Here is a 22,311-nt window from a genome sequence, read left to right on the forward strand (position 1 = left end):
TGATTTAATTGTTCAAGCACCATTAAGTCCAAATGGCTTTCCTATCCAGCTGTTCGTATGTCATACATGTGAATCAGCTATAAACTCTAGGCTACCACAGTCTTTTAGATTGAAAACCCTTTTTACTCACTTTTTAACGAAAAAATGCGGTCTGAGGCATGATTTCTCATCCGCAGACCGCATTCTAGTGCTTGAATATGACTTTAGTATTATATTGCTGGTTACTCCTTAACCAAAGCAACATCTAATACTTCATCAATCCATTTTACCGGTTGAATCACTAAATCTTCTTTTACGTTATCAGCAATTTCTTTTAAGTCGCGTTCATTTTCTTTAGGAATTAACACATGCTTAATTCCGCCACGGTGCGCAGCCAGCAATTTCTCTTTTAAACCACCAATGGCCAGCACTTCACCGCGCAACGTAATTTCGCCCGTCATTGCTACATCAGAACGAACAGGTTTACCGGTTAAAGACGACACCATAGCGGTCACCATAGCAATACCTGCACTAGGCCCATCTTTCGGTGTTGCGCCTTCTGGCACATGCACGTGAATATCGCGTTTTTCATGGAAGTCGTCCGCAATGCCCAGCTTGTCAGCACGGCTACGAACCACTGTCAGAGCCGTCTGAATCGACTCCTGCATAACATCACCCAAAGAACCTGTGGTGGTTGTCTTTCCTTTACCAGCGACGTTAGTTGCTTCGATAGTCAGTAAGTCACCACCAACTTCAGTCCAGGCCAGGCCCGTAACCTGCCCCACCTGATTAGCTTCTTCGGCTTTGCCGTAATCAAAACGTTGCACGCCCAGATAGTCGCTCAGGTTGTCACCGGTAATCTCAACATGCTTTATCGACTTATCCAGCAAAATTTGCTTAACCGATTTACGACACAGGCGCGATAACTCACGCTCAAGATTACGCACTCCGGCTTCGCGTGTGTAATAGCGGATAATGCCAATAATTGCGCTGTCCTGAACCGTTATTTCATTTTCTTTTAAACCGTTACGGCCAATTTGCTTGGTTAACAAATGTCGCTTCGCAATATTCAACTTCTCTTCTTCGGTGTAACCCGACAAGCGAATCACTTCCATACGGTCTAATAATGGTGCCGGAATATTCATACTATTAGATGTCGCCACAAACATGACATCTGACAGGTCATAATCGACTTCAAGATAATGGTCATTGAAATTAACGTTTTGCTCCGGATCCAATACTTCAAGCAATGCTGAAGCAGGGTCACCGCGCATATCAGCCGACATTTTGTCAATTTCGTCTAACAGAAACAGTGGATTACGAACGCCAACTTTTGACATTTTTTGGATCAGTTTACCCGGCATAGAGCCAATATAAGTACGACGGTGACCCCGTATTTCTGCTTCATCGCGTACGCCCCCCAGAGCCATACGCACATACTCACGCCCCGTCGCCTTGGCTATCGACTGTCCCAGCGACGTTTTACCTACACCAGGAGGGCCCACTAAACAAAGGATCGCACCTTTCACTTTGGTGGTTCGTTGTTGGACCGCCAGGTACTCGATAATACGTTCTTTAACTTTCTCTAATCCGTAGTGGTCAGCATCTAAAACTTTTTCAGCGTGAGCTAAATCTTTCTTAATGCGCGAACGCTTTTTCCATGGAACCGATACCATCCAGTCGATATAGCCGCGTACGACTGTTGCTTCCGCTGACATGGGTGACATCATTTTCAATTTTTGTAGCTCGGCTTCGGTCTTTTTCTTCGCTTCAGCCGGCATCTTAGCGTCATCGATTTTCTTCTGTAACTGCTCAAATTCATCGACGCCATCTTCGGTTTCACCCAGCTCTTTCTGAATGGCTTTCATTTGCTCATTCAAATAATATTCGCGCTGGCTTTTTTCCATCTGCTTTTTAACACGACTACGAATACGCTTTTCTACTTGCAGAATATCAATTTCACCTTCCATCAGAGCCATCAGGTGTTCGATGCGCTCCCGAATGTCAGTAATTTCAAGAATGGCCTGCTTTTCTGCAAGTTTCAGCGGCATATGAGCAGCCATAGTGTCCGCTAAGCGATCACCGTCTTCAATGCCAGACAAAGACGTCAGTACTTCCGGTGGTATCTTCTTATTTAGCTTTACATAGCCCTCGAACTGATTCAGTGCCGAACGAATAAGAATCTCTTCTTCTTTTTCCGGCAGCTCTTCCGCTGCCAGATAATGAATGCTGGCCTGGAAGTATTCTTCGTTATCCTGCAATTCATCCAGCTGTGCCCGCTGCTTACCTTCAACCAGCACTTTAACGGTGCCATCGGGTAGCTTCAGTAGCTGTAACACCGTTGCAACTGTACCTACCTGATAAATATCCTCAGTAGTAGGTTCATCCACAGAAGCGTCTTTCTGAGCCGCCAGAAAAACTTGTTTATCTTCATCCATAGCAGCTTGTAAGCATCGAATCGACTTTTCCCGACCGACAAACAGTGGTATCACCATATGCGGGTATACCACAACATCTCTCAACGGCAGAACCGGCATCGTTAATTGTTCGGTGCGCTCTTCGCTCATTAAATTCTCTCCCGACCTAGGTTTACTTTGTAATATGCGGTCTTTACCTGAAAGTTCAATCCTTGACAGAAAAAAAGGGCCTTTCCGGCCCTTTTTTGAACACTTTTAATACAGTTTCGGATTATTCGCCCGAAGCCTGCTTATTTTTCTGCTGATTCGCGTAAATTAGAATAGGATCGGATTCACCAGCGATTACCGACTCATCCACCACAACTTTCGCGACCCCTTCAATAGAAGGCAGTTCATACATAGTGCCCAGCAGAACACCTTCAACAATGGAACGTAGACCACGAGCACCTGTTTTGCGAGCCATGGCTTTTTTCGCGATAGCTCTTAAAGCGTCTTCACGAAACTCCAACTCAACGTCTTCCATTTCAAACAAAGCTGAATACTGTTTGGTTAACGCATTTTTTGGCTCACGCAAAATTTCAATCAGTGCTTCTTCGTCGAGCTCATCTAAGGTGGCGACAACCGGTAAGCGACCGATGAATTCAGGAATCAGGCCATAGCGAACCAAGTCTTCCGGCTCCACTTTAGCAATAATTGCCCCTTCTTCACTTTGCGTCTTACTCTTCACTTCTGCGCCAAAACCAATACCGGTTCCGGTAGACAAGCGTTGCTCGATAACTTTATTCAAGCCGGCAAAAGCACCACCACAAATAAACAGAATTTTTGATGTGTCGACTTGCAAAAACTCTTGTTGAGGATGCTTACGGCCACCTTGAGGTGGTACCGACGCAACCGTTCCTTCAATCAGTTTCAGCAAGGCCTGCTGAACACCTTCGCCACTGACATCGCGAGTAATCGACGGGTTGTCAGACTTACGTGAAATCTTATCAATTTCATCAATATAGACAATGCCGCGCTCTGCTTTCTCAACGTCGTAATCACACTTCTGTAAAAGTTTTTGAATAATGTTTTCAACGTCTTCGCCAACATAACCCGCTTCGGTTAACGTTGTTGCATCCGCCATAGTAAACGGCACATCCAAATAACGTGCTAAGGTTTCAGCCAGGAAGGTTTTCCCTGAGCCTGTCGGGCCAATTAACAGGATGTTACTTTTGCCAAGCTCAACTTCCTGGTTCGCTGAACCGCGTAAGCGCTTATAGTGATTATATACGGCTACTGAGAGCACCTTTTTGGCGCGATCCTGACCAATAACATAGTCGTCCAAATGCTTACGAATAGCTTTTGGCACAGGCAACTCATCCTGATCCGGAACCGGAGACAGTTGATGAATTTCTTCTTTTAGAATGTCATTGCACAGCTCAACGCATTCATCACAAATGAACACGGACGGTCCCGCAATAAGCTTCTTAACTTCGTGCTGACTTTTGCCACAAAAAGTGCAATATAGCGGCTTATCGCCGTCACCTTTGGACTGATCCGTCATGCTTTTCTCCTAACTGCTCTGCGCCAACTCAGGACTCTTCGCCACGCTGACGTAAAATACCATCAACCAGGCCGTAATCGATTGACTCTTCTGCCGATAAAAAGTGATCGCGATCGGTGTCTCTGGCCACTTTCTCGTAATCCTGACCTGTGTTCTCCGCTAACATACGGTTTAAGCGCTCTTTAAGATCCAAAATTTGTTTCGCATGAATTTCAAAATCTGACGCTTGTCCCTGGAATCCACCTAACGGCTGATGAATCATGACCCGGGAGTTTGGCAGACAGTAACGCTTACCCTGCGCACCACCAGCTAATAAGAACGCGCCCATACTGGCCGCTTGTCCCATACATACGGTGCTAACATCCGGCTTAATAAAGCGCATGGTATCGTAAATAGCCATACCAGCTGTCACTACGCCACCAGGCGAGTTAATGTAAAGGTAAATGTCTTTATCAGGATTATCTGATTCTAAAAACAATAGCTGAGCCACAATGAGATTGGCCATGTGGTCTTCTACCTGACCACAACAAAAAATGACACGTTCTTTTAAGAGACGTGAATAGATGTCGTAAGAGCGCTCACCTTTCGAAGTCTGCTCGACGACCATAGGGACTAGCTGTGCCATTGGATCCTGAATATCGCTCGACATGTTTTATAAAGCTCCTGAAATAAAAATGGCTCGTATGAGGTCATACGAGCCATTAAACCAAGCTGTAGCGGGACCCGTCAAGGATTCCGTTACACGAGATTACTGCTGCTTCGGATTCATGATGTCATCAAAGCTCGCTTTTTTATCTTTAACCGCGGCTTTTTCCAACACGAATTCAATTGCTTGCTCTTCCAACGCTAAGTTGCGAACTTGCTGCATCATATCGTTGTTTGACTTATAGTATTCCACAACTTCCTGCGGGTCTTCATAAGCAGAAGCTGCCGTTGCGATGATTTCATCAACTTTCTTATCATCGGCTTTAAGCTCGTTACCACGAATCACTTCACCTAATAACAAACCAACTTTAACACGCTCTTTCGCTTGTTCTTCGAACAGCTCAGCCGGTAAGTCAGGCATTTGTTCAACATTACCACCAAAACGTTGAGCAGCTTGCTTACGCAACTGGTCAATTTCCTGGTCGATCATTGATTTAGGCAATTCAACGTCGTTGTTTTCAACAATACCCTTCAGTACTTGTTCTTTAACTTTTGCTTTCACTGCGTTTTTCAGCTCGCGTTCCATGTTTTTGCGAACTTCTTCTTTCAACGCTTCAACGCCGCCTTCTTTCACACCAAACAATGCAACGAACTCATCGTTTAGCTCAGGCAGGTCACGTGCTTCAACTTTCTTAGCAGTTACCACGAATTGCGCTTCTTTACCTTTCAGGTTTTCAGCGTGGTAGTCTTCCGGGAAAGTGACTTCGATAGTCTTTTCTTCGCCCGCTTTAATTCCTTTGATTTGATCTTCAAATCCAGGAATCATACGACCTTCGCCCAGTTCTAGTGCGAAGTCGTCAGCTTTACCGCCTTCAAATTCTTCACCGTCAATAGAACCAACAAAATCCATAGTGACACGGTCACCTTTTTTGGATTTACGCTTAACTTCTTTCCAGTCAGCGTGTTGTTTCTGCAACGTTTCCAGCATGTTGTCGACGTCTTTATCAGTGACTTCAACAGCAGGCTTTTCAACTTTTACTTTGTCCAGGTTCTGTACTTCTACTTCTGGATACACTTCGAACGTAGCCGTGAACTCAAGATCTTTACCTGGCTCATTGACTTTAGGTTCAATTGCAGGTGCGCCAGCAGGGTTCAATTTTTCCTGCATAACAGCTTCAAAGTACTTACTTTGCATGACACTTGACGCTGCACGTGAACGGGCTTCGCGACCAAACAACTTCTGTAATACGTTTGGTGGAATTTTTCCTTTGCGGAAACCATTCACACGACGATGGCGATATTCTTCTTTTAATAAGCGTTTTACTTCGCTATCAATTGTATCTGCCGGGACTGTAACAGTCACGCGACGTTCTAAACCTTGAGTTGTCTCTACAGAAACCTGCATTGCTTCATTACCTCGGTTTCAATCAATGAATGTTACTCGCATCAACTTATCATTATAAAAAATGAGATACGGCAACGGCGTTGACCTTTAAAAATGACGCAGCATTATAGCGAGGTGACCGCCCGGAGTCGAGCCCCCGAGCGGCAATTTTTAGGCTTCACTTTAACGGAAGGAAAAATAACTAAGATTTGTCTTTAAGCTTAAGGAGTAGATTGTTGATTTCGCCCAGTTTATCCGGTTTGTCCCCGGCCATGTTTTCTTGATCGGCGACTTCGGTTTCCAGTTCATCATAACGCCACTGCGTCAGCACTTCGATTTTCTGCGCATTTGAAAGCTCAGGATCATTTGCCACGTCTTGCGGAGAATCGAACGCTTCAGCGGGATTCTTTAAACTTTTCTTAAAGTCCATAACAATAGCTCCAGCCAAGGATTAACAACAAAATCTTTTGATTAAGTATTAGATAAATGTAGCAGTAGTGGCTGAAAAGAAAAAGGGGAATTAGTGTAATGGTCGGCGATGCAGGATTTGAACCTGCGACCCCTTGGACCCAAACCAAGTGCGCTACCAAACTGCGCTAATCGCCGAAATACAGGATGTTACTTCAAAAGAAATGGGGTGGATGATGGGACTTGAACCCACGACAACCGGAATCACAATCCGGGGCTCTACCAACTGAGCTACACCCACCACTGAGTGATTTCTTTGGCGCGTTATGGCGCACCCGGCAGGATTCGAACCTGCGACCCACGGCTTAGAAGGCCGTTGCTCTATCCAACTGAGCTACGGGCGCATATCGAACCAATAAACCGTCAAGAGAATGGTCGGCGATGCAGGATTTGAACCTGCGACCCCTTGGACCCAAACCAAGTGCGCTACCAAACTGCGCTAATCGCCGAATTTCTCCGAAAGCCGTGTCATACGCAGCTTTTAAAAACGCTATTGCTGGTCGACAACGGTGGCGAATATTACCTGCTGAAGACTGACCCGTCAAACTTTTTTTCGGTTATCGGTGCCGACTGGCTACTTTTGCAACAACCTGACGACTAAACCAACAACCGGTGACATTCAGGGCAGAAAAAAGTTACAATACAGCGCATATATCACCTTGAATTCTCTCATCTTTGGGAACGTCATTATGCCAGCTCAAATTATCGATGGTAAAACCATCGCTGCCACTGTTCGCCAAGCGGTTAAACAGCAAGTAAAAGAACGTATTGATTCCGGATTACGGGCACCGGGGCTAGCTGTTGTCCTGGTCGGAAGCGACGCCGCTTCAGAAGTTTACGTGGGCAACAAGCGCCGTGCCTGTGAAGACGTTGGTTTTCGCTCGTTTGATTACGACTTACCAATAACCACAACACAAAACGAACTTGAGAAGCTCATTGAAGAGCTGAACGATGACGACGCCGTAGATGGCATTTTAGTTCAGCTTCCATTGCCTGCAGGTCTGGATGCCACACCAATTTTAGAACGAATTCGCCCGGATAAAGATGTCGACGGTTTCCATCCTTTCAATATCGGACGCTTGTCCCAACGCATCCCGGCTTTGCGCCCCTGCACTCCTAAAGGCATTATGACACTGTTAGAACACACGCATGTCGACTTACATGGATTAAACGCCGTGGTTGTCGGGGCATCGAATATTGTTGGTCGTCCAATGAGTCTGGAATTATTATTGGCCGGAGCAACAACAACCGTGTGTCATCGCTTTACCAAAGACTTATCTGATCATGTAAAGCGTGCCGATATCGTCGTCGTCGCAGTAGGCAAGGCGGAATTCATTCCCGGTGAATGGATTAAGCCTGGCGCCATCGTCATAGATGTAGGAATGAATCGCCTGCCCGACGGCCGGTTAACCGGTGACGTTGAATTCTCTGTCGCTGCCGAGAGAGCTGGCTGGATAACGCCTGTTCCCGGTGGGGTTGGCCCCATGACTGTGGCTTCATTAATTGAGAACACATTGCAGGCCTGTGTTGACTATCACGACGCACGTTAGATGTTATTGCTTTCGGTAGCCGCTTAACATGACATGTTGAGCGGTGTTCGATAACCCCCACAAAGGCTTATCGAATAAAGTACCGCGGCCTGCACAGTAAGTCGCGGCTTTTGAATCTGAGAGTAAACTCTGTGTTGCCGCCAGAAAATCAGCAGCAATTGGAATTTCCAGCGGCAGGCACCAATAAGTCTCAATAACCAAGACGCGTGCCTGATGCCATTCCTCGGAGGCATTATCACCAGCCCGGGCATGATAATGATCGACCGAAATTTCCAATACATCTTTTTGCAATTCGTGATCCCAGCGCCAGTCGGAAAACTGTCGAAAGTCATCAGTACTGGGGGACAGAACCTTTAATTGTCCAAACCGTGAGAAGTGCAGTCGCTGTTTAGCTATAGCCTCAGCTGCGGCGGCTATTTTGTTATCTATGTTCAGTTGTGGTTTTAAACCGGCCATTCCTGCCGCCAGCGTGTTCACCATGGCATTATTGTTACCATGGCTAAGACTTCCCGCTCTCACTGCGTACTGATTCGCTACCGTGAGTGTTTGCTGCGCCCACCAAATAAAAAGAGCCTGAACAAAAGTAAAAACGCAAGCAACGATAACAGGCCAGACGACCAGCAATTCAACACTCGCCTGCCCGGATTGTTTTTTCAGTATTTTAACGGGGTTCAGAAAAGAAAAACCCGCTGCTAGAAAAGCAGCGGGAAGTGTTATGCTCAAGCGAGACAATAACATGAGGACCTCCGTGTCCGGTGTGCCGTGTCCTTCAATAGACACGGCACTATGTTAGTCCAGCTGATATATTTTAACTATTGGCAAATTGAGTGTTTGCCCGTAAGTTTTTAGCTACTTATCCTCAACCTGCCATTTACCATTACGGTAGAAAGCCTTCCATCCTGTTTGTTTCTTCTTAATTTCAGTTACAACGTACTGTTCTTTGTTTTTTCTTGAAAAACGAACAATAGCATCATTACCGTCATCATCTTCTTTCGGGGCTTCCGCTAGGTACTTGAATTTTTCCGGTAAACGATCTTTAAACTGAGCCAGTTCTTTTACCGTAACTGCCCGAGTTTCTCTCGATTTAGGGAAGGTATTGGCCGACAGGAAAATACCGGAGGCACCGTCTCTTAGCACAAAGTAAGCATCCGACTCTTCACATGGCAACTCGGGTAACGGCACCGGGTCTTCTTTCGGTGGCGCAGCTTCTCCACTTCGCAGTAATTTCCGGGTGTTTTTACATTCACTGTTAGTGCAGCCAAAGTACTTACCAAAGCGTCCCGTTTTTAACTGCATTTCAGAACCGCACTTATCGCATTCAATAGTGGGCCCGTCATAGCCTTTAATGCGGAAAGTGCCCTCTTCAACCAGTTGCCCGTCACATGTCGGGTTATTACCACAAACGTGTAACTTACGTTTTTCGTCAATAAGGTAACTGTCCATTGCGGTGCCGCATTTAGGACAACGTTTTTTGGCCCGCAGCGCTTCAGTTTCGCGCTCTTCTTCGTCAGTCACCTCTATAGCTTCTTCGCCCGGTGTCAGATTAAGCGTTTTAGTACAACGTTCTTTGGGCGGCAGGTTATAACCAGAACAACCAAGGAATACGCCCGTGGAAGCCGTTCTTATTCCCATTTTTCGACCACATTCAGGGCAGTCAATATCGGTAAGAACCATGCTGTTCTCACGCATACCGCCCTCAGTAGGTTCCAGTTCTGCTTTTTCCAGGCGCTCTTTAAAGTCGGCATAAAACTTATCCAGAGTCTCTTTCCAGTCACGTTTTCCGGCGGCAATATCATCCAGAGCCTGTTCCATTTCCGCCGTAAAGTTATAGTTCATTAACTCAGTGAAGTTCTCAATTAATCGATCATTGACAATTTCACCCATTTTTTCCGCAAAGAACCGACGACTCTCAACCCGAACATAACCGCGATCCTGAATGGTAGAAATAATTGAAGCATAAGTTGATGGGCGACCAATGCCCCTTTTCTCCAGTTCTTTGACTAAAGAAGCCTCACCATAACGCGCAGGTGGCTTAGTAAAGTGTTGTTCCGGATTCAGTTTCTCAAGCTGCAATGCATCGCCTTTTTTAACATCGGGCAAGGTCGCATCACCGTCTTTTTTACTGCTGGCCGGAGGCATCACCTTAGTCCAACCGGCAAACCGCATAACGCGTCCGCGAGCTTTCAATTCAAAATCGCCGGCGGTTGCCGTCAAGGTGGTACTGTCGTAACGAGCTGGTACCATTTGGCAGGCCACAAATTGACGCCAGATAAGCTCATACAAACGTTGCGCATCTCGCTCAACAGAAGATAAAGATTCGGATTTAACCTTCACATCTGACGGACGTATCGCCTCGTGGGCTTCCTGCGCATTACTTTTTGCACCATAGCGAACAGGAGCATCCGGTAAATAGTCTTTACCGAAATCCTTGGTAATTAATTCACGACAGGCATCGACAGCTTCAGAACTTAAATTGGTTGAGTCGGTACGCATATATGTAATATGACCCGCTTCATACAAACGCTGAGCCATCATCATGGTTTTTTTAACACCAAAGCCTAATCGGGTACTGGCGGCTTGCTGCAGAGTCGAGGTAATAAAAGGCGCACTGGGTTTGCTGGACGTTGGCTTATCTTCACGCCCGGTAATTTCATAGCCGGCTTTTTTCAGTAACGCTAAAGCCGCGTCCGTTTCCTGTTTATTGGACGGACGGAAGTTCTTACCTGCCTGCTTCATCACCTGCATGCGCAAAGACTCGTCCGCAGGCGTATTTAAGTCCGCATGGACGTCCCAGTACTCTTCCGGTACAAAGGCTTTAATTTCACGTTCACGTTCAACCACAAGCCTTACAGCAACGGATTGAACACGTCCTGCTGACAACCCTCGTGCGATTTTCTTCCACAACAGGGGCGACACCATAAAACCAACGACTCGATCCAGGAAACGTCGGGTCTGCTGTGCATTAACCCGGTCGGTGTTCAGCTCTGCCGGATGTTGAAAAGCTTCTTGAATGGCTTTCTTAGTAATTTCGTTAAACACCACGCGTTTATAACGCGAGTCATCACCACCAATAAGTTCCCGCAAGTGCCAGGCTATCGCCTCTCCCTCGCGGTCCAAATCCGTTGCCAGAATAATTTCATCTGACTTTTTGGCTAACTGCTTTAGCTCTTTAACGACTTTTTCTTTTCCCTGCAAAACTTCGTAATGCGCTTCCCAGTCATTTTCCGGGTCAACCCCCATACGAGCAATCAGTCGCTTATAATCACGTTCTTTCTGGTATTTTGCCTTAGCATCCGGCGACATTTTGCGTACTTCCGCAGCCGGCTTACTCTTTATTGTCTCAGTGGCACGGGTAGGTAGATCACGGACATGACCAACGCTGGACTTAACGACAAAGTCCTTACCTAAATACTTATTAATCGTTTTGGCTTTTGCCGGAGACTCGACAATGACGAGCGATTTTGCCATAGAATAATCGTTCTCTTGTTGTAGATGACCGTGTATATACGTGCTAACAGTAACAATTACAAGTGCAATTGCTCTTTAGCGGCCTTTTTTAGGTATATCGGTTATTGTCTGCAGAAACAACCGCAACTGAATTATTTGATAAAAATTCGCACAAGTTAAATAAACAGTCACAATTACATTAGCAAGCCAAAGTCCAGAAAAATAAAGGCTTTCAAGGCAGTTTTAAAACAGTATAATGGCATTAAGTTTCTATTTTCAGGTGCACAACACGTGCGGGGAGTATCGAAAAGTGAGCATGCAACACTTCGAAGTCAACTATGACGGTTTGGTTGGCCCAACTCATAATTACGCTGGACTGTCGTTCGGCAACGTTGCCTCTTTAGCTAATGCAAAAGCAACATCCAGCCCCAAACATGCTGCCCTGCAAGGCCTTAAAAAAATGAAAGCCTTGCACGATATGGGAATGAAGCAAGGCGTGTTAGCCCCACAGGAACGCCCGGATATTTTTGCATTACGTCGCCTGGGCTTCCATGGTACCGATTCCGAGGTGTTGTACCGTGCAGCAACCGAAGCACCTGCAATATTTCAGGCCGTTTGTTCCGCTTCCAGTATGTGGACAGCCAATGCCGCGACGGTGTCGCCCAGTGCGGACACAGCTAATGGAAAAGTGCATTTTACTCCGGCGAATCTGACCAATAAGTTTCACCGGTCATTAGAACCACAAACCAGTGGCCGTATTCTGCAGGCAATGTTCAATAATGGTCGTTATTTTGAGCATCACACTCACCTGCCGGATAACGAACACTTTGGTGACGAAGGTGCCGCGAACCACACTCGCCTGTGTCGTGAATATGGTCATGCCGGAATTGAGCTTTTCGTCTTTGGCCGTTATGCCTTCGACAGCTCCAAACCGGCCCCCAAACGCTTCCCGGCAAGACAAACACTGGAAGCCTCTCAAGCAATTGCCCGGTTGCATGGTTTAAGTGAAGATAACACCGTTTACATTCAACAAAACCCCGATGTTATCGATCAGGGCGTATTCCATAATGATGTTATCGCGGTCGGCAACCAGAATGTGCTTTTTTATCACGAGCAGGCTTTTACAGATACAGAGTCGAAATTAGCAGAAATTCAACGTAAATTCGGCGAACATCCGCTACATTTCATTAAAGTTGCTACAGAACAAGTTAGCATTCAGGATGCAGTAAATACCTATTTATTCAATACTCAGTTAATTACACCGCCCGATGGCCAAATGACCATTATCGCGCCCACAGAGTGTCAGGAAAACGACAATGTCCGTTCGTATCTTGAACAGTTAACGCAAAGCGCTGACAGCCCAATTAAGCGGGTTGAATACTTTGATGTGAAGCAGAGTATGCGCAACGGCGGTGGCCCAGCCTGTCTGCGTTTACGTGTTGCTTTAAACGATGAAGAAATAGCGGGTGCAAACCAGAATTGCCTAATGTCTGATGGGTTATTTAATCGTTTGAATAAGTGGGTAGAGAAGCATTACCGTGATGAATTAGCAGTTGATGACTTACGTGACCCGGCGCTATTGGAAGAGTCGCGTACGGCACTTGATGAGTTAACACAAATTATGAAGCTGGGTTCGGTGTATCCATTCCAGCAAGACTGAGCGCCCCGCGCTCAGTCTTTTATTTCAGAATGAATTAATCGTTGTCGTTGTGAAGTTCGAGGTTGGCGTCTTCTGAACCGTCACGATCGGATCTTGCAACGTCATTACGCGCCGCATGCAAGCGATCTAAGTATTCCTGACTCACATCACCTGTTACGTATTCACCGCTGAAGACCGACGTCTCGAAGCGCTTAATTGAACGGTTCTCTGCTCCTACCGCATCAATCAAGTCGTCAAGATCCTGGTAAATGAGACCATCAGCCTTAATCATGTCGCGAATTTCTATTGCTTCACGCCCATGACCAATCAGCTCGTTAGCACTTGGCATATCAATGCCGTAAACGTTCGGGAAGCGAATTTCCGGAGCCGCTGAAGCAAAATATACTTTCTTCGCACCGGCTTCACGAGCCATTTCAATTATCTGCTCTGAAGTTGTTCCACGTACAATTGAGTCATCAACTAACAGAACGTTCTTGCCACGGAATTCCGCGCTAATAGCATTTAACTTGCGGCGTACTGATTTCCGTCGCTGAGTCTGCCCCGGCATAATAAAGGTACGACCAATATAACGGTTTTTCACAAAGCCCTGACGATAAGGCAGGTCCAGCACACTGGCTATCTCTAAAGCGATATCACAGCTGGTTTCAGGAATTGGAATAACCACATCAATATCGAGGTCGGCGTAATCACGTTTCAGCTTTTCGCCCAGCTTACGTCCCATGTTAACCCTTGATGCATACACCGAAATACCATCGATAAATGAGTCAGGACGAGCAAAATAAACGTACTCGAAAATACATGGACAATGCATAGGTTTATCGGCGCACTGGCGCGAATACAGTTTACCGTCGTTAGTAATATAAATAGCTTCGCCAGGCTCAACATCTCGCACATATTTAAAGCCGGTGCCATCAATGGCAACGCTTTCAGAGGCAACTATGTACTCCTCGCCTTCTTCGGTATCACGCTTGCCCAGAGCTAAAGGACGAATGCCCCATGGGTCACGAAAAGCCACCATGCCATGCCCCAGGATCATTGCTACCACAGCATAAGCACCACGCACCTGACGGTGAACCGCAGTCATGGTGCGAAAGACATCTTCTTCGCTCAAGGTTAAGCTTTCATTTTTGTCCAACTCATTGGCAAAAACGTTCAGCAAAATTTCCGAGTCGGAGGTGGTATTGATATGCCGACGGGCAGTTTGAAACAAATGCTCCTGAACGTCTGCAGCATTGGTTAAGTTGCCGTTGTGCGCCATGGCAATACCAAAAGGCGAGTTAACATAGAATGGCTGCGCTTCTGCTGAGCTCGAACTTCCGGCTGTAGGATAACGCACATGACCGATACCGACGTTACCTGACAACCGGTGCATGTGACGTGTATGGAACACATCCCGCACAAGTCCGTTGGCTTTTCTTAAACGCAAAGTACAGTGTTCATCAACTGTCATAATACCAGCGGCGTCCTGGCCACGATGTTGAAGCATGGTTAACCCATCGTAAAGCGCTTGGTTAACAGGCTGCTTACCAACAATACCAACAATACCACACATGTCTTTTCACCTTTTTATACAGGTTGAGGGACTAAAAAACTGGAGCTGTTTTCCAGATAGCTGAAAAACCACTGAATAAATACACCGAAATGAGGAATTAATACGGACTCCTTCCACCAGTTACTGGAAGATAAAGTGGTGAAGGAATCGATAAAGAATAATAAGGCACTGACAATTAGCACTCCGCGTAAAGCGCCAAAGACCAAACCAAGTACCCGGTCGGTACCGGATAAGCCGGTATGATGAACTAATTGAGACAGAATATAGTTAATAATAGCGCCCAGAATAAGTGTCGCTACGAATAGTGCGGCAATAGCGGCTGCATTTCTGACCAGCGGGTCACCAATTTGGGTAAAGTATACCGCAAGATCTTCGTAGAACTGACTAGCGATAAAAAAAGCAGCTATCCAGATGGCCAGAGACACGGCTTCTTTAACAAACCCTCTTACCAGGCTGATAAGCGTAGAAAGGCCGATAACAATAATAATGGCGTAGTCAATCCAGAGCATAATGACTCACAATTGCTGGGCTAAAGACGCGGGCGATTTTAACAGAATGCGATTCATAATGTGATTTCTTTTCGCATATATTGCAAAACTCATGGCCGGTAAGTAATGACCTTACCCTCAAGGCCAGTTAATTCTTTTAACGGCGTCAGTTGCTTTTCAAGTTCTGTTTTTGACGTATCCGGACCAACCAATACACGGATCAAAGAGCCTCCGGACGTCTCTTGAGAGTATGCGGCAAAGCCTTTTGCCTGTAGCTGTGAAATAAGCCGCTTAACACTATCTTCCTGACTAAAAGCACCTAACTGAATAACCCAGGCTTTACCATCGACCGCGAACTCGGCTGGCTCACGTGGTGGAGCTTGTACATTGCTGTCCTCCTGAACCGAAGCGGCCTCATCTGCTGTCTTCTCAACATTTGATGACGCTTCTTCAACTGTAACGGGCTCTGCTACTGTTGTATCTGAGAGAGTTTCTGGTTTCTGCAGCTGCTCCTCTACTGCGGGCTTTAATGGAATGGTTTCCATTGGTTCCACAGGCTCTTTCTTTTCGCCATCAAGCACATCTGGAATAATGATCACGGCTAACGCCACAAGTATTAAAGTGCCAACGAGACGATTTTGTAGAGGACTGGACAAACTCAAACTCCTTTTAGGTACGCGTTAATTCTCGCTACAGTGTAAAACGAGCCGAAGCCGAAAACCAGAGCCTTGCCATCATTCATTTGCCATTGCTGCGCTGCTGTAACTGCGGCTGCAAACGCCTGCTCCACCGATTCAAACGGGTAACAGGATTCTGTAGGTAATTTAGCACTGATCACCAAGTTATCCGCAGTTTCACCACGAGGTTCCGACAATGAACCAAGGTACCAGGAAAAAATCTGGGAACTCAATGCGTTAGCGACACCGGCATGGTCTTTGTCACTTAACATCCCCACAACAGCAAAAACTTTATGTTGTGGATAAAACTTATTCAAATAGCGACTGGCATAAACTGCAGCCTGAGGATTATGAGCAACATCCAACAAGACTTCCGTACCATTAACGCCATGATATTGCATTCGCCCCGGCAAACTTGCCTGCGTAATACCGTCGCGAATAGCCGATAAGCTAACGGGTAACGGCAATTGTTCGATAGCCGCAATGGCTGTTGACGCATTGATAAGAGGCAGTTTGGGTAACGGTAAGTCATTCAATTGGGTGTTCTGACTACGATAACTCCAGCTTTCATTGTATTCGGTGCGATGAAAGTCACGCCCGACTTGATAAAGCTTAGCCCCAATGCGCTCTGCATTTTCTGCAATACTGGCCGTTGGATTCGGTTCACCGCAAATTAAAGGTTTACCCGCCCTGGCAATACCAACTTTTTCATACCCAATTTGTTCACGATTATTTCCGAGAAAAGCAATATGATCGATGCCGATGCTGGTGACCACAGCCACGTCAGCGTCAACACAGTTAACGGCGTCTAACCGTCCCCCGAGGCCTACCTCAAGAATAGCGACATCCGGAGACTGGCGACCCATTAACCAAAGCGCCGCTAAAGTACCAAACTCAAAATAAGTTAATGACGTATTGTTACGAGCCTGCTCAATAGCATGAAATGCTTTAACGTGTTCGGAGTCAGGCAATTCTTGAGCATTAACCCGAACCCGCTCGCGATACTCGGTAATATGCGGGGAGGTATAAACGCCGGTAGTGTAGCCCGCCGCCTGCAGAATGGTTTCCAGATAGCAAACTGTTGAGCCTTTACCATTGGTTCCGCTAACCGTTATGACTAAAGGTGCGGGCTTTAATACGCCGGCATTAGCAGCGACTCTGGCTACACGTTCCAGACCCATATCAATATTTTTCGGATGAAGTTTTTCGAGGTAGGTCAGCCACTCCTGCAGTGATGCTGTCACCGCAGGAGCTGATAAAGATATTTCCGCCATTACTCGTTTACGCTTACTTCCGTAGCTTCGGTAGAAGGTAAGTTTTGCATTTTCGCCAACAAACGGGCAACAGTATCGCGCATATCACGACGGTCGGTAATCATGTCGATAGCCCCATGTTCCAGCAAGAACTCAGCGCGTTGAAAACCTTCCGGTAAGGTTTGACGAACCGTTTGCTCGATAACTCGAGGTCCGGCAAAACCGATGAGTGCTTTTGGTTCGGCAATATGAATATCGCCTAACATTGCCAGACTCGCAGAGACACCACCCATGGTCGGGTCGGTTAATATCGAGATGAACGGCAGACCTTCTTCGCTCATACGGGCTAAAGCTGCAGATGTCTTGGCCATTTGCATTAACGACATCAGAGCTTCCTGCATACGGGCACCACCGGAGGCAGAGAAACAGACCAGCGGAATACGATGCTTAAGGCAAACTTCAGCAGCCAGTACAAACTTAGCCCCCACGACCGATGCCATGGAGCCGCCCATAAAGTTAAAGTCAAAAGCAACCGCAACTAAAGGAACGCCCTTTACGGTACCTTTCTCGGCAATTAATGCGTCGTTCTCGCCCGTGCTTTTTTGTGCGGCAGCAATACGGTCTTTGTATTTTTTGGAATCTTTAAAGCGTAGAACATCTTTTGGCTCTAAATCTGTGCCTATTTCTTCGCGATTGTCTTTATCCAAAAAAATATCTAAACGGCTGCGCCCGGTGACTCGCATGTGATGATCACACTTAGGGCAAACATTAAGACTGCGTTCTAAGTCAGCCTTATAAATAATATTGCCACAGGCCGTGCACTTACTCCACACGCCCTCTGGAACGCCACGTCTTTTGTTAATTTTTGGCTTCGCAAGAATTCTTTCTATCCAGCTCATACTATTCCGCCCAAAGGCTGTTATTAGTCAATTTGATGTAGCTTACATGGTACCACAAATGGGTCAAGCAAAGAGGTCATAACAGTGACTCTTAATCGCCTAGCCACAAAGGTCCCAGTGGAGCATCGGGTATATTATAGTGTTCCGGGTAGGTTACTGCCACCAGATAAAGTCCACCGGGTTTCGCTGTAGCAGCTGCCTTGGTGCGGTCTTTTTCTCTTAGCAGTTCGCCAATCCACTCCGGGGGCTGCAAATGCTGACCAACAACGATCAGGCTGCCGACGATATTGCGCACCATGTGGTGCAAAAAGGCGTTCGCCGAAATATCCACGATAATATAATCGCCACGGCGTTCAACGGTTAAATCGGAAACCTTACGAAACGGCGTATGCGACTGACAATGAGATGCCCGGAAGGCAGTAAAGTCGTGTTCACCGATGAGCGCCTTAGCAGCTTCTTGCATAATCTCAGCATCAAGCGGTTGATGATAATGACTGACCCCGGCTGAATGGATACCCGGACGGAATCTGGTATTGGCAATAATATAACGGTAACGTCGCGATGTAGCGCTAAAACGGGCACTGAAATCATTATCAACTTCCTGCGCCCAACGCACAGCAATACCGGCCGGCAAATTACTGTTCACTCCCAACGTCCAGGCTACGTCAGCTCTTGGTACCGGGACATCAAAATGCACTATCTGTGCGGTAGCATGAACACCAGCATCCGTTCTGCCGGCACAGGTCACCTCAACAGGAGCATTCGCTATTTTACTCAAAGCCTCTTCAACACACTGTTGAACACTGGCTACTTCACGTTGTCGTTGCCATCCATAATAACGACTGCCGTCGTATTCAAGGCATAAGGCCATTCGCATACTACTTTATCCTACGAATCTAGTTTTTGTTGCAGCGTCTTAGCTTCATTTGCCAGCGCTTCATCATCACCTTCTGCTAATTGCTGAAGAATCTCCCGCGCTTCGTCCTCTTCGCCCATTTCAATATAGGCTCTGGCCAGGTCAAGCTGACCCGCCGGGTCATCATCTTGTGGAGCGCCTTCGGCATCTCCCGATTCATCATCCGGTAAAACATCTTTTACTGCCGACGACTGATAGCGATCGCTGTCTTCGTCTTCCTCATCGGCGTCCGCCATTAAGGAGTCAATATCCACAAATTCATCGTCATCAGTTGCGCTAAACGCGTCAACATCAGTTTCGCTTTCGGTCTCGTTTTCTTCTGTAACCGATTCGTCTGCACCGGCACTGTCTTCGGCTGTATCGGAACCACCAAATAGTGACTCTAAGTCTTTATCAGCCTCATCTTCAGCCTTATCAAGTTCCGCATCGTCGTCGGGAACTTCCTCTTCAAGATCATCCAGGTCGTCCAGCGACTGCGTCAACTCATCCGACTCTTGCAGCAACTGTTCCAGATTATCCTCTTCGGAGTCTTCTTCTACAGGCTGGCTTTCCTCCTGCGAGGTTAGCTCGGTTTCTTCTTGATCGGGAGTCTCTTCTGGTTGAGCCTCATCAGCTTCAGGTTCATCTTCCGCTTCGGAGCTGTCCGTTTCTATGTTTTGAGCTTCCTCACTTTCCAACTCATCGGCTTCGCTTTCCGCAAGACCCAACTCAGCGAGAACATCATCAACCTCGCTGTCGTCAAAATCATCCGGCAGCAAATCATCACTTTCCTGGTCTGAATCAGTTTCACTTTCGTCCGGCTTATCATCAGTTTCAGGTTCATCATCGCTGTCAGCTTCTTCAGGGCTTTCTGAAGGTGCGTTGTCAGACAGAATGTCATCTATATCATCGACGTCCGCTACTGCAGACTCTTCTTCTGTTGCTTCGTCTTCTTGCTGAATATCTTCAGAATCCGGTTCATCAACGTCAACACCTGATGACTCCGGCGACTCTTCTTCATCGTTGACGGAAAGGTCAATTGCCTGCTCATCGTCGTCGTCGGCTTCGCCAAACAAACGGTCCAGCTCATCCTGAGACAGTTCACTAGACTCTTCGTCTTCTTCATCCGGCAGCACAGCCTGATCATCGTCATCTAAATCATCTTCTACAGCCGGTTCAGCTTCTGTTGCCGGTTTTGGCTCTTCCTTCTTGCCGTCATCTTTTCCGTCATCAAGACGAACGCTCAAATCAGCAGCTTCCGGTTCGCTCGAATTCCCGGTTAACTCGGCCTCTAACGCACTTAAGTCGTCACCTTCGTCATCAGTGCTTTCTTCACCGTCAATATCGAATAAGCCATCCGTACTGTCGTTGGGCACATCTCCCAGCAATTCTTTATCGAGTTCAGCGGCGGCTTCTTCTTCAGTAAGCTCTTTACTAGTCTTCTCTTCCGGCTCTTCATCTTCCTCTACCGGCTTGGCTGAACGGCGTAAAAAGAAGAACACAATGAGACCGATAATGAGCAGTGCCGGTAATACTGATACAAGCAACATATTCAGCGGGCTTTGTAACCAATCAGAAAACCCGGATTCTTGCTCCAGTTCTTCTCTAGCCTGCTGTTCAAGCAGCTCTCGTTGTTGAGCTAATACCTGTTGAAACTGCACTTCCAGTTCATCGGTTTTACTCACATTATTGGCAAGCTCATCTAAACGCGACGCTAGTGCGTCGATACGCTCCTGCAGAGACTTGTTCTCATCATACATGCGCTCAACCGCCTGCATGGACTGCTGCATATCAGAGCGTAGTTCCTGAAAGTTTTGTTCCTGTCGCTGTTCAACTTCCTGAATGGTTTGTTCAGCTTTTTCCCTAGCCTGCTCAAGTAACTCCTGCTGTTCCGCGCGAGTTTTCTGAGTTTCCTGCCGAGCTTGCGAGAGTTGTTGAGACTTGGTTTTTAATTGGCTATCTACCACGACTTGCCGACGAGCCGCTTCGGGATTAACCATTTTGATTTCTTGCAAGGAAGGTATACGCAGGTAAAAGCCATTGAGCATGCGGTTCATATTACCGTCGACGAAGGCATCATCGTTCGCCTGCACAATAGCAACCATAGTCTGATACTGAGTTACACTGGAGTGTGGCTTATAACGCCGCGCAATATCCCACAGCGTGTCGTTGCTGCTTATAGGCCCATAGCGCTCTTGGCCGATACGGACATCGGTTGCTTCTGAGCCTTTCTCGCCTTTTATAATGACACCGTCCTGCCAACCTGCTGCAGCGACAGTTATATTGCCGGACAACACCATGGCTGCCAGCGAGAAGTATCTCAGTACCTGCACTATCTTGGTTTTTCTCATCCTTTAGTCTCTGCCCGCGCTTTGCTCTTATCTTTAACGGCGTCCGTTAAAAAAACTTTATGACATACAGCTGCTTAAATTACCAGTAATCGCGAATTAAAGTTTCCGCAATTTGTATGCTGTTGGTTGCCGCGCCTTTGCGTATGTTATCCGATACAACCCATAAATTAAGTCCATTAGGGTGGCTTATATCTTCACGCACCCGCCCTACAAAGACATCGTCATTGCCAGCGGCATTTCCCACTTGAGTAGGAAAGTCCTCGCGCTGTTCCATTAAAGTAACACCTGGCGCTTCACTTAACAGCTGTTTTGCATGCTCAGCTGTAATTGGCTGTCGCGTTTCAATATGAATGGCTTCTGCGTGTCCGAAAAACACAGGAACCCTAACCGCAGTAGGATTCACCCGGATACTGGGATCATTAAATATTTTTTGAGTTTCCCACACCATTTTCATTTCTTCTTTGGTGTAGTCGTTCTCCTGAAAAACGTCTATTTGTGGAATACAGTTAAAAGCAATTTGTCGACTGAAGTTAGCAACCGTAGGCTTCTTTCCGTTTAAAAGTTCTGCGGTCTGCTTTGCCAACTCCTCCATCGCCTCTTTACCAGCACCCGATACCGACTGATAAGTACTGACATTAATACGCTCAATGCCAACCGCATCATGAATAGGTTTAAGTGCAACCATCATTTGAATGGTCGAGCAATTCGGATTAGCAATAATATTGCGGTTTCTGAAATCGGCTAGCGCCCAGGCATTAACCTCCGGCACCACCAAAGGAATATCCGGCTCGTAGCGATATTCAGAGGTATTATCAATAACCACACAGCCTGCTTCAGCAGCTTTGGGGGCGAACTCGCGTGAAATTGAACCGCCCGCTGAAAAGAACGCGATATCAGCATTAGACCAGTCAAACTCACCAGCATCTAACACTTCTATTTCTTCGCCGTTAAAATCGACTGTGGCGCCGGCAGAACGAGCACTTGCTAAAGGAAAAAGTTCTGCCACCGGGAATTTTCGCTCAGCTAAAATTTCTATCATTTGCTGACCCACTAAACCTGTTGCACCTAATACAGCAACGCGAAACCCATGTGACATGCTAACT

General features: G+C 46.7%; 18 protein-coding genes and 4 tRNA genes. 3 read left to right on the forward strand and 19 right to left on the reverse strand.

What is annotated here, in order from left to right; genetic code table 11:
• Nucleotides 1-221 precede the first annotated feature (221 nt).
• The 9 genes from lon to NJR55_RS09440 all read right to left on the reverse strand — a co-directional run bounded on the left by lon (nucleotide 222) and on the right by NJR55_RS09440 (nucleotide 6,885).
• Nucleotides 222-2,546: an endopeptidase La gene (gene lon, locus NJR55_RS09400; RefSeq protein WP_253619710.1), complete on the reverse strand. Its 2,325-nt coding sequence runs from the start codon at nucleotides 2,544-2,546 to the stop codon at nucleotides 222-224.
• A gap of 121 nt (nucleotides 2,547-2,667) precedes the next feature.
• A complete protein-coding gene (clpX, locus tag NJR55_RS09405; protein WP_253619711.1) occupies nucleotides 2,668-3,939 on the reverse strand; it encodes an ATP-dependent protease ATP-binding subunit ClpX in 1,272 nt (423 codons plus the stop codon).
• 28 nt (nucleotides 3,940-3,967) lie between these two features.
• The gene (clpP, locus tag NJR55_RS09410) at nucleotides 3,968-4,588 is read right to left on the reverse strand and encodes an ATP-dependent Clp endopeptidase proteolytic subunit ClpP (protein ID WP_011234256.1); all 621 of its coding nucleotides are present in this window, start codon (nucleotides 4,586-4,588) and stop codon (nucleotides 3,968-3,970) included.
• Nucleotides 4,589-4,687: 99 nt separating this feature from the next.
• The gene (gene tig, locus NJR55_RS09415) at nucleotides 4,688-5,989 is read right to left on the reverse strand and encodes a trigger factor (protein WP_253619712.1); all 1,302 of its coding nucleotides are present in this window, start codon (nucleotides 5,987-5,989) and stop codon (nucleotides 4,688-4,690) included.
• Between the two features lie 181 nt (nucleotides 5,990-6,170).
• Nucleotides 6,171-6,398: a hypothetical protein gene (locus NJR55_RS09420; protein WP_253619713.1), complete on the reverse strand. Its 228-nt coding sequence runs from the start codon at nucleotides 6,396-6,398 to the stop codon at nucleotides 6,171-6,173.
• Nucleotides 6,399-6,497: 99 nt separating this feature from the next.
• Nucleotides 6,498-6,574 (reverse strand) — tRNA-Pro (locus NJR55_RS09425).
• 27 nt (nucleotides 6,575-6,601) lie between these two features.
• A tRNA-His gene (locus NJR55_RS09430) sits at nucleotides 6,602-6,677 on the reverse strand.
• A 26-nt stretch (nucleotides 6,678-6,703) separates the two neighbouring features.
• A tRNA-Arg gene (locus NJR55_RS09435) sits at nucleotides 6,704-6,780 on the reverse strand.
• Nucleotides 6,781-6,808: 28 nt separating this feature from the next.
• Nucleotides 6,809-6,885: transfer RNA gene (locus NJR55_RS09440), tRNA-Pro, on the reverse strand.
• Here NJR55_RS09440 and NJR55_RS09445 point away from each other — a divergent pair.
• Complete coding sequence (locus NJR55_RS09445; RefSeq protein WP_253619714.1) at nucleotides 6,858-7,037, forward strand: hypothetical protein; 180 nt, start codon at nucleotides 6,858-6,860, stop codon at nucleotides 7,035-7,037. The two genes, NJR55_RS09440 and NJR55_RS09445, sit on opposite strands and share 28 nt — an antisense overlap.
• An 88-nt stretch (nucleotides 7,038-7,125) precedes the next feature.
• Complete coding sequence (gene folD / locus NJR55_RS09450) at nucleotides 7,126-7,986, forward strand: bifunctional methylenetetrahydrofolate dehydrogenase/methenyltetrahydrofolate cyclohydrolase FolD (RefSeq protein ID WP_253619715.1); 861 nt, start codon at nucleotides 7,126-7,128, stop codon at nucleotides 7,984-7,986.
• A gap of 3 nt (nucleotides 7,987-7,989) precedes the next feature.
• On the opposite strand, the gene NJR55_RS09455 is transcribed toward folD, so the two are convergent.
• Entirely contained in the window at nucleotides 7,990-8,724 is a 735-nt protein-coding gene (locus NJR55_RS09455; RefSeq protein WP_253619716.1) for a TadE family protein, read from the reverse strand.
• A gap of 111 nt (nucleotides 8,725-8,835) precedes the next feature.
• The gene (topA, locus tag NJR55_RS09460) at nucleotides 8,836-11,454 is read right to left on the reverse strand and encodes a type I DNA topoisomerase (protein ID WP_253619717.1); all 2,619 of its coding nucleotides are present in this window, start codon (nucleotides 11,452-11,454) and stop codon (nucleotides 8,836-8,838) included.
• Nucleotides 11,455-11,749: 295 nt separating this feature from the next.
• Between topA and astB the strand changes: the two genes are divergently transcribed.
• A complete protein-coding gene (gene astB / locus NJR55_RS09465) occupies nucleotides 11,750-13,093 on the forward strand; it encodes an N-succinylarginine dihydrolase (RefSeq protein WP_253619860.1) in 1,344 nt (447 codons plus the stop codon).
• 34 nt (nucleotides 13,094-13,127) lie between these two features.
• Here the strand turns inward: astB and purF are convergent, their stop codons facing one another.
• The 8 genes from purF to NJR55_RS09505 form a co-directional block, all read right to left on the reverse strand.
• Nucleotides 13,128-14,645 (reverse strand): amidophosphoribosyltransferase, encoded by a 1,518-nt coding sequence (gene purF, locus NJR55_RS09470; RefSeq protein WP_253619718.1) that lies wholly within the window; start codon nucleotides 14,643-14,645, stop codon nucleotides 13,128-13,130.
• A 14-nt stretch (nucleotides 14,646-14,659) separates the two neighbouring features.
• A complete protein-coding gene (locus NJR55_RS09475) occupies nucleotides 14,660-15,154 on the reverse strand; it encodes a CvpA family protein (RefSeq protein ID WP_253619719.1) in 495 nt (164 codons plus the stop codon).
• Nucleotides 15,155-15,243: 89 nt separating this feature from the next.
• Complete coding sequence (locus tag NJR55_RS09480) at nucleotides 15,244-15,789, reverse strand: SPOR domain-containing protein (protein ID WP_253619720.1); 546 nt, start codon at nucleotides 15,787-15,789, stop codon at nucleotides 15,244-15,246.
• A gap of 2 nt (nucleotides 15,790-15,791) precedes the next feature.
• Nucleotides 15,792-17,084, reverse strand: coding sequence for a bifunctional tetrahydrofolate synthase/dihydrofolate synthase (gene folC, locus NJR55_RS09485; protein WP_253619721.1), 1,293 nt, complete (start codon nucleotides 17,082-17,084; stop codon nucleotides 15,792-15,794).
• Entirely contained in the window at nucleotides 17,084-17,962 is an 879-nt protein-coding gene (gene accD, locus NJR55_RS09490; protein ID WP_011234267.1) for an acetyl-CoA carboxylase, carboxyltransferase subunit beta, read from the reverse strand. The genes folC and accD overlap by 1 nt, the downstream gene beginning before the upstream one ends.
• Nucleotides 17,963-18,053: 91 nt before the next feature.
• The gene (truA, locus tag NJR55_RS09495) at nucleotides 18,054-18,839 is read right to left on the reverse strand and encodes a tRNA pseudouridine(38-40) synthase TruA (protein ID WP_253619722.1); all 786 of its coding nucleotides are present in this window, start codon (nucleotides 18,837-18,839) and stop codon (nucleotides 18,054-18,056) included.
• An 11-nt stretch (nucleotides 18,840-18,850) separates the two neighbouring features.
• The gene (locus NJR55_RS09500; protein ID WP_253619723.1) at nucleotides 18,851-21,208 is read right to left on the reverse strand and encodes a FimV/HubP family polar landmark protein; all 2,358 of its coding nucleotides are present in this window, start codon (nucleotides 21,206-21,208) and stop codon (nucleotides 18,851-18,853) included.
• A 79-nt stretch (nucleotides 21,209-21,287) separates the two neighbouring features.
• A complete protein-coding gene (locus tag NJR55_RS09505; protein WP_253619724.1) occupies nucleotides 21,288-22,304 on the reverse strand; it encodes an aspartate-semialdehyde dehydrogenase in 1,017 nt (338 codons plus the stop codon).
• Between the last annotated feature and the right edge of the window lie 7 nt (nucleotides 22,305-22,311).

Origin of the sequence: Idiomarina rhizosphaerae, assembly GCF_024159085.1 — a bacterium.
GTDB classification, from domain to species: domain Bacteria; phylum Pseudomonadota; class Gammaproteobacteria; order Enterobacterales; family Alteromonadaceae; genus Idiomarina; species Idiomarina rhizosphaerae.

Coding starts and splice junctions, on each gene's coding strand:
- lon (WP_253619710.1), bottom strand. CDS start 2,546: ATGAGCGAAGAGCGCACCGAACAATTAACGATGCCGGTTCTGCCGTTG.
- clpX (WP_253619711.1), bottom strand. CDS start 3,939: ATGACGGATCAGTCCAAAGGTGACGGCGATAAGCCGCTATATTGCACT.
- clpP (WP_011234256.1), bottom strand. CDS start 4,588: ATGTCGAGCGATATTCAGGATCCAATGGCACAGCTAGTCCCTATGGTC.
- tig (WP_253619712.1), bottom strand. CDS start 5,989: ATGCAGGTTTCTGTAGAGACAACTCAAGGTTTAGAACGTCGCGTGACT.
- NJR55_RS09420 (WP_253619713.1), bottom strand. CDS start 6,398: ATGGACTTTAAGAAAAGTTTAAAGAATCCCGCTGAAGCGTTCGATTCT.
- folD (WP_253619715.1), top strand. CDS start 7,126: ATGCCAGCTCAAATTATCGATGGTAAAACCATCGCTGCCACTGTTCGC.
- NJR55_RS09455 (WP_253619716.1), bottom strand. CDS start 8,724: ATGTTATTGTCTCGCTTGAGCATAACACTTCCCGCTGCTTTTCTAGCA.
- topA (WP_253619717.1), bottom strand. CDS start 11,454: ATGGCAAAATCGCTCGTCATTGTCGAGTCTCCGGCAAAAGCCAAAACG.
- astB (WP_253619860.1), top strand. CDS start 11,750: ATGCAACACTTCGAAGTCAACTATGACGGTTTGGTTGGCCCAACTCAT.
- purF (WP_253619718.1), bottom strand. CDS start 14,645: ATGTGTGGTATTGTTGGTATTGTTGGTAAGCAGCCTGTTAACCAAGCG.
- NJR55_RS09475 (WP_253619719.1), bottom strand. CDS start 15,154: ATGCTCTGGATTGACTACGCCATTATTATTGTTATCGGCCTTTCTACG.
- folC (WP_253619721.1), bottom strand. CDS start 17,084: ATGGCGGAAATATCTTTATCAGCTCCTGCGGTGACAGCATCACTGCAG.
- accD (WP_011234267.1), bottom strand. CDS start 17,962: ATGAGCTGGATAGAAAGAATTCTTGCGAAGCCAAAAATTAACAAAAGA.
- truA (WP_253619722.1), bottom strand. CDS start 18,839: ATGCGAATGGCCTTATGCCTTGAATACGACGGCAGTCGTTATTATGGA.
- NJR55_RS09500 (WP_253619723.1), bottom strand. CDS start 21,208: ATGAGAAAAACCAAGATAGTGCAGGTACTGAGATACTTCTCGCTGGCA.
- NJR55_RS09505 (WP_253619724.1), bottom strand. CDS start 22,304: ATGTCACATGGGTTTCGCGTTGCTGTATTAGGTGCAACAGGTTTAGTG.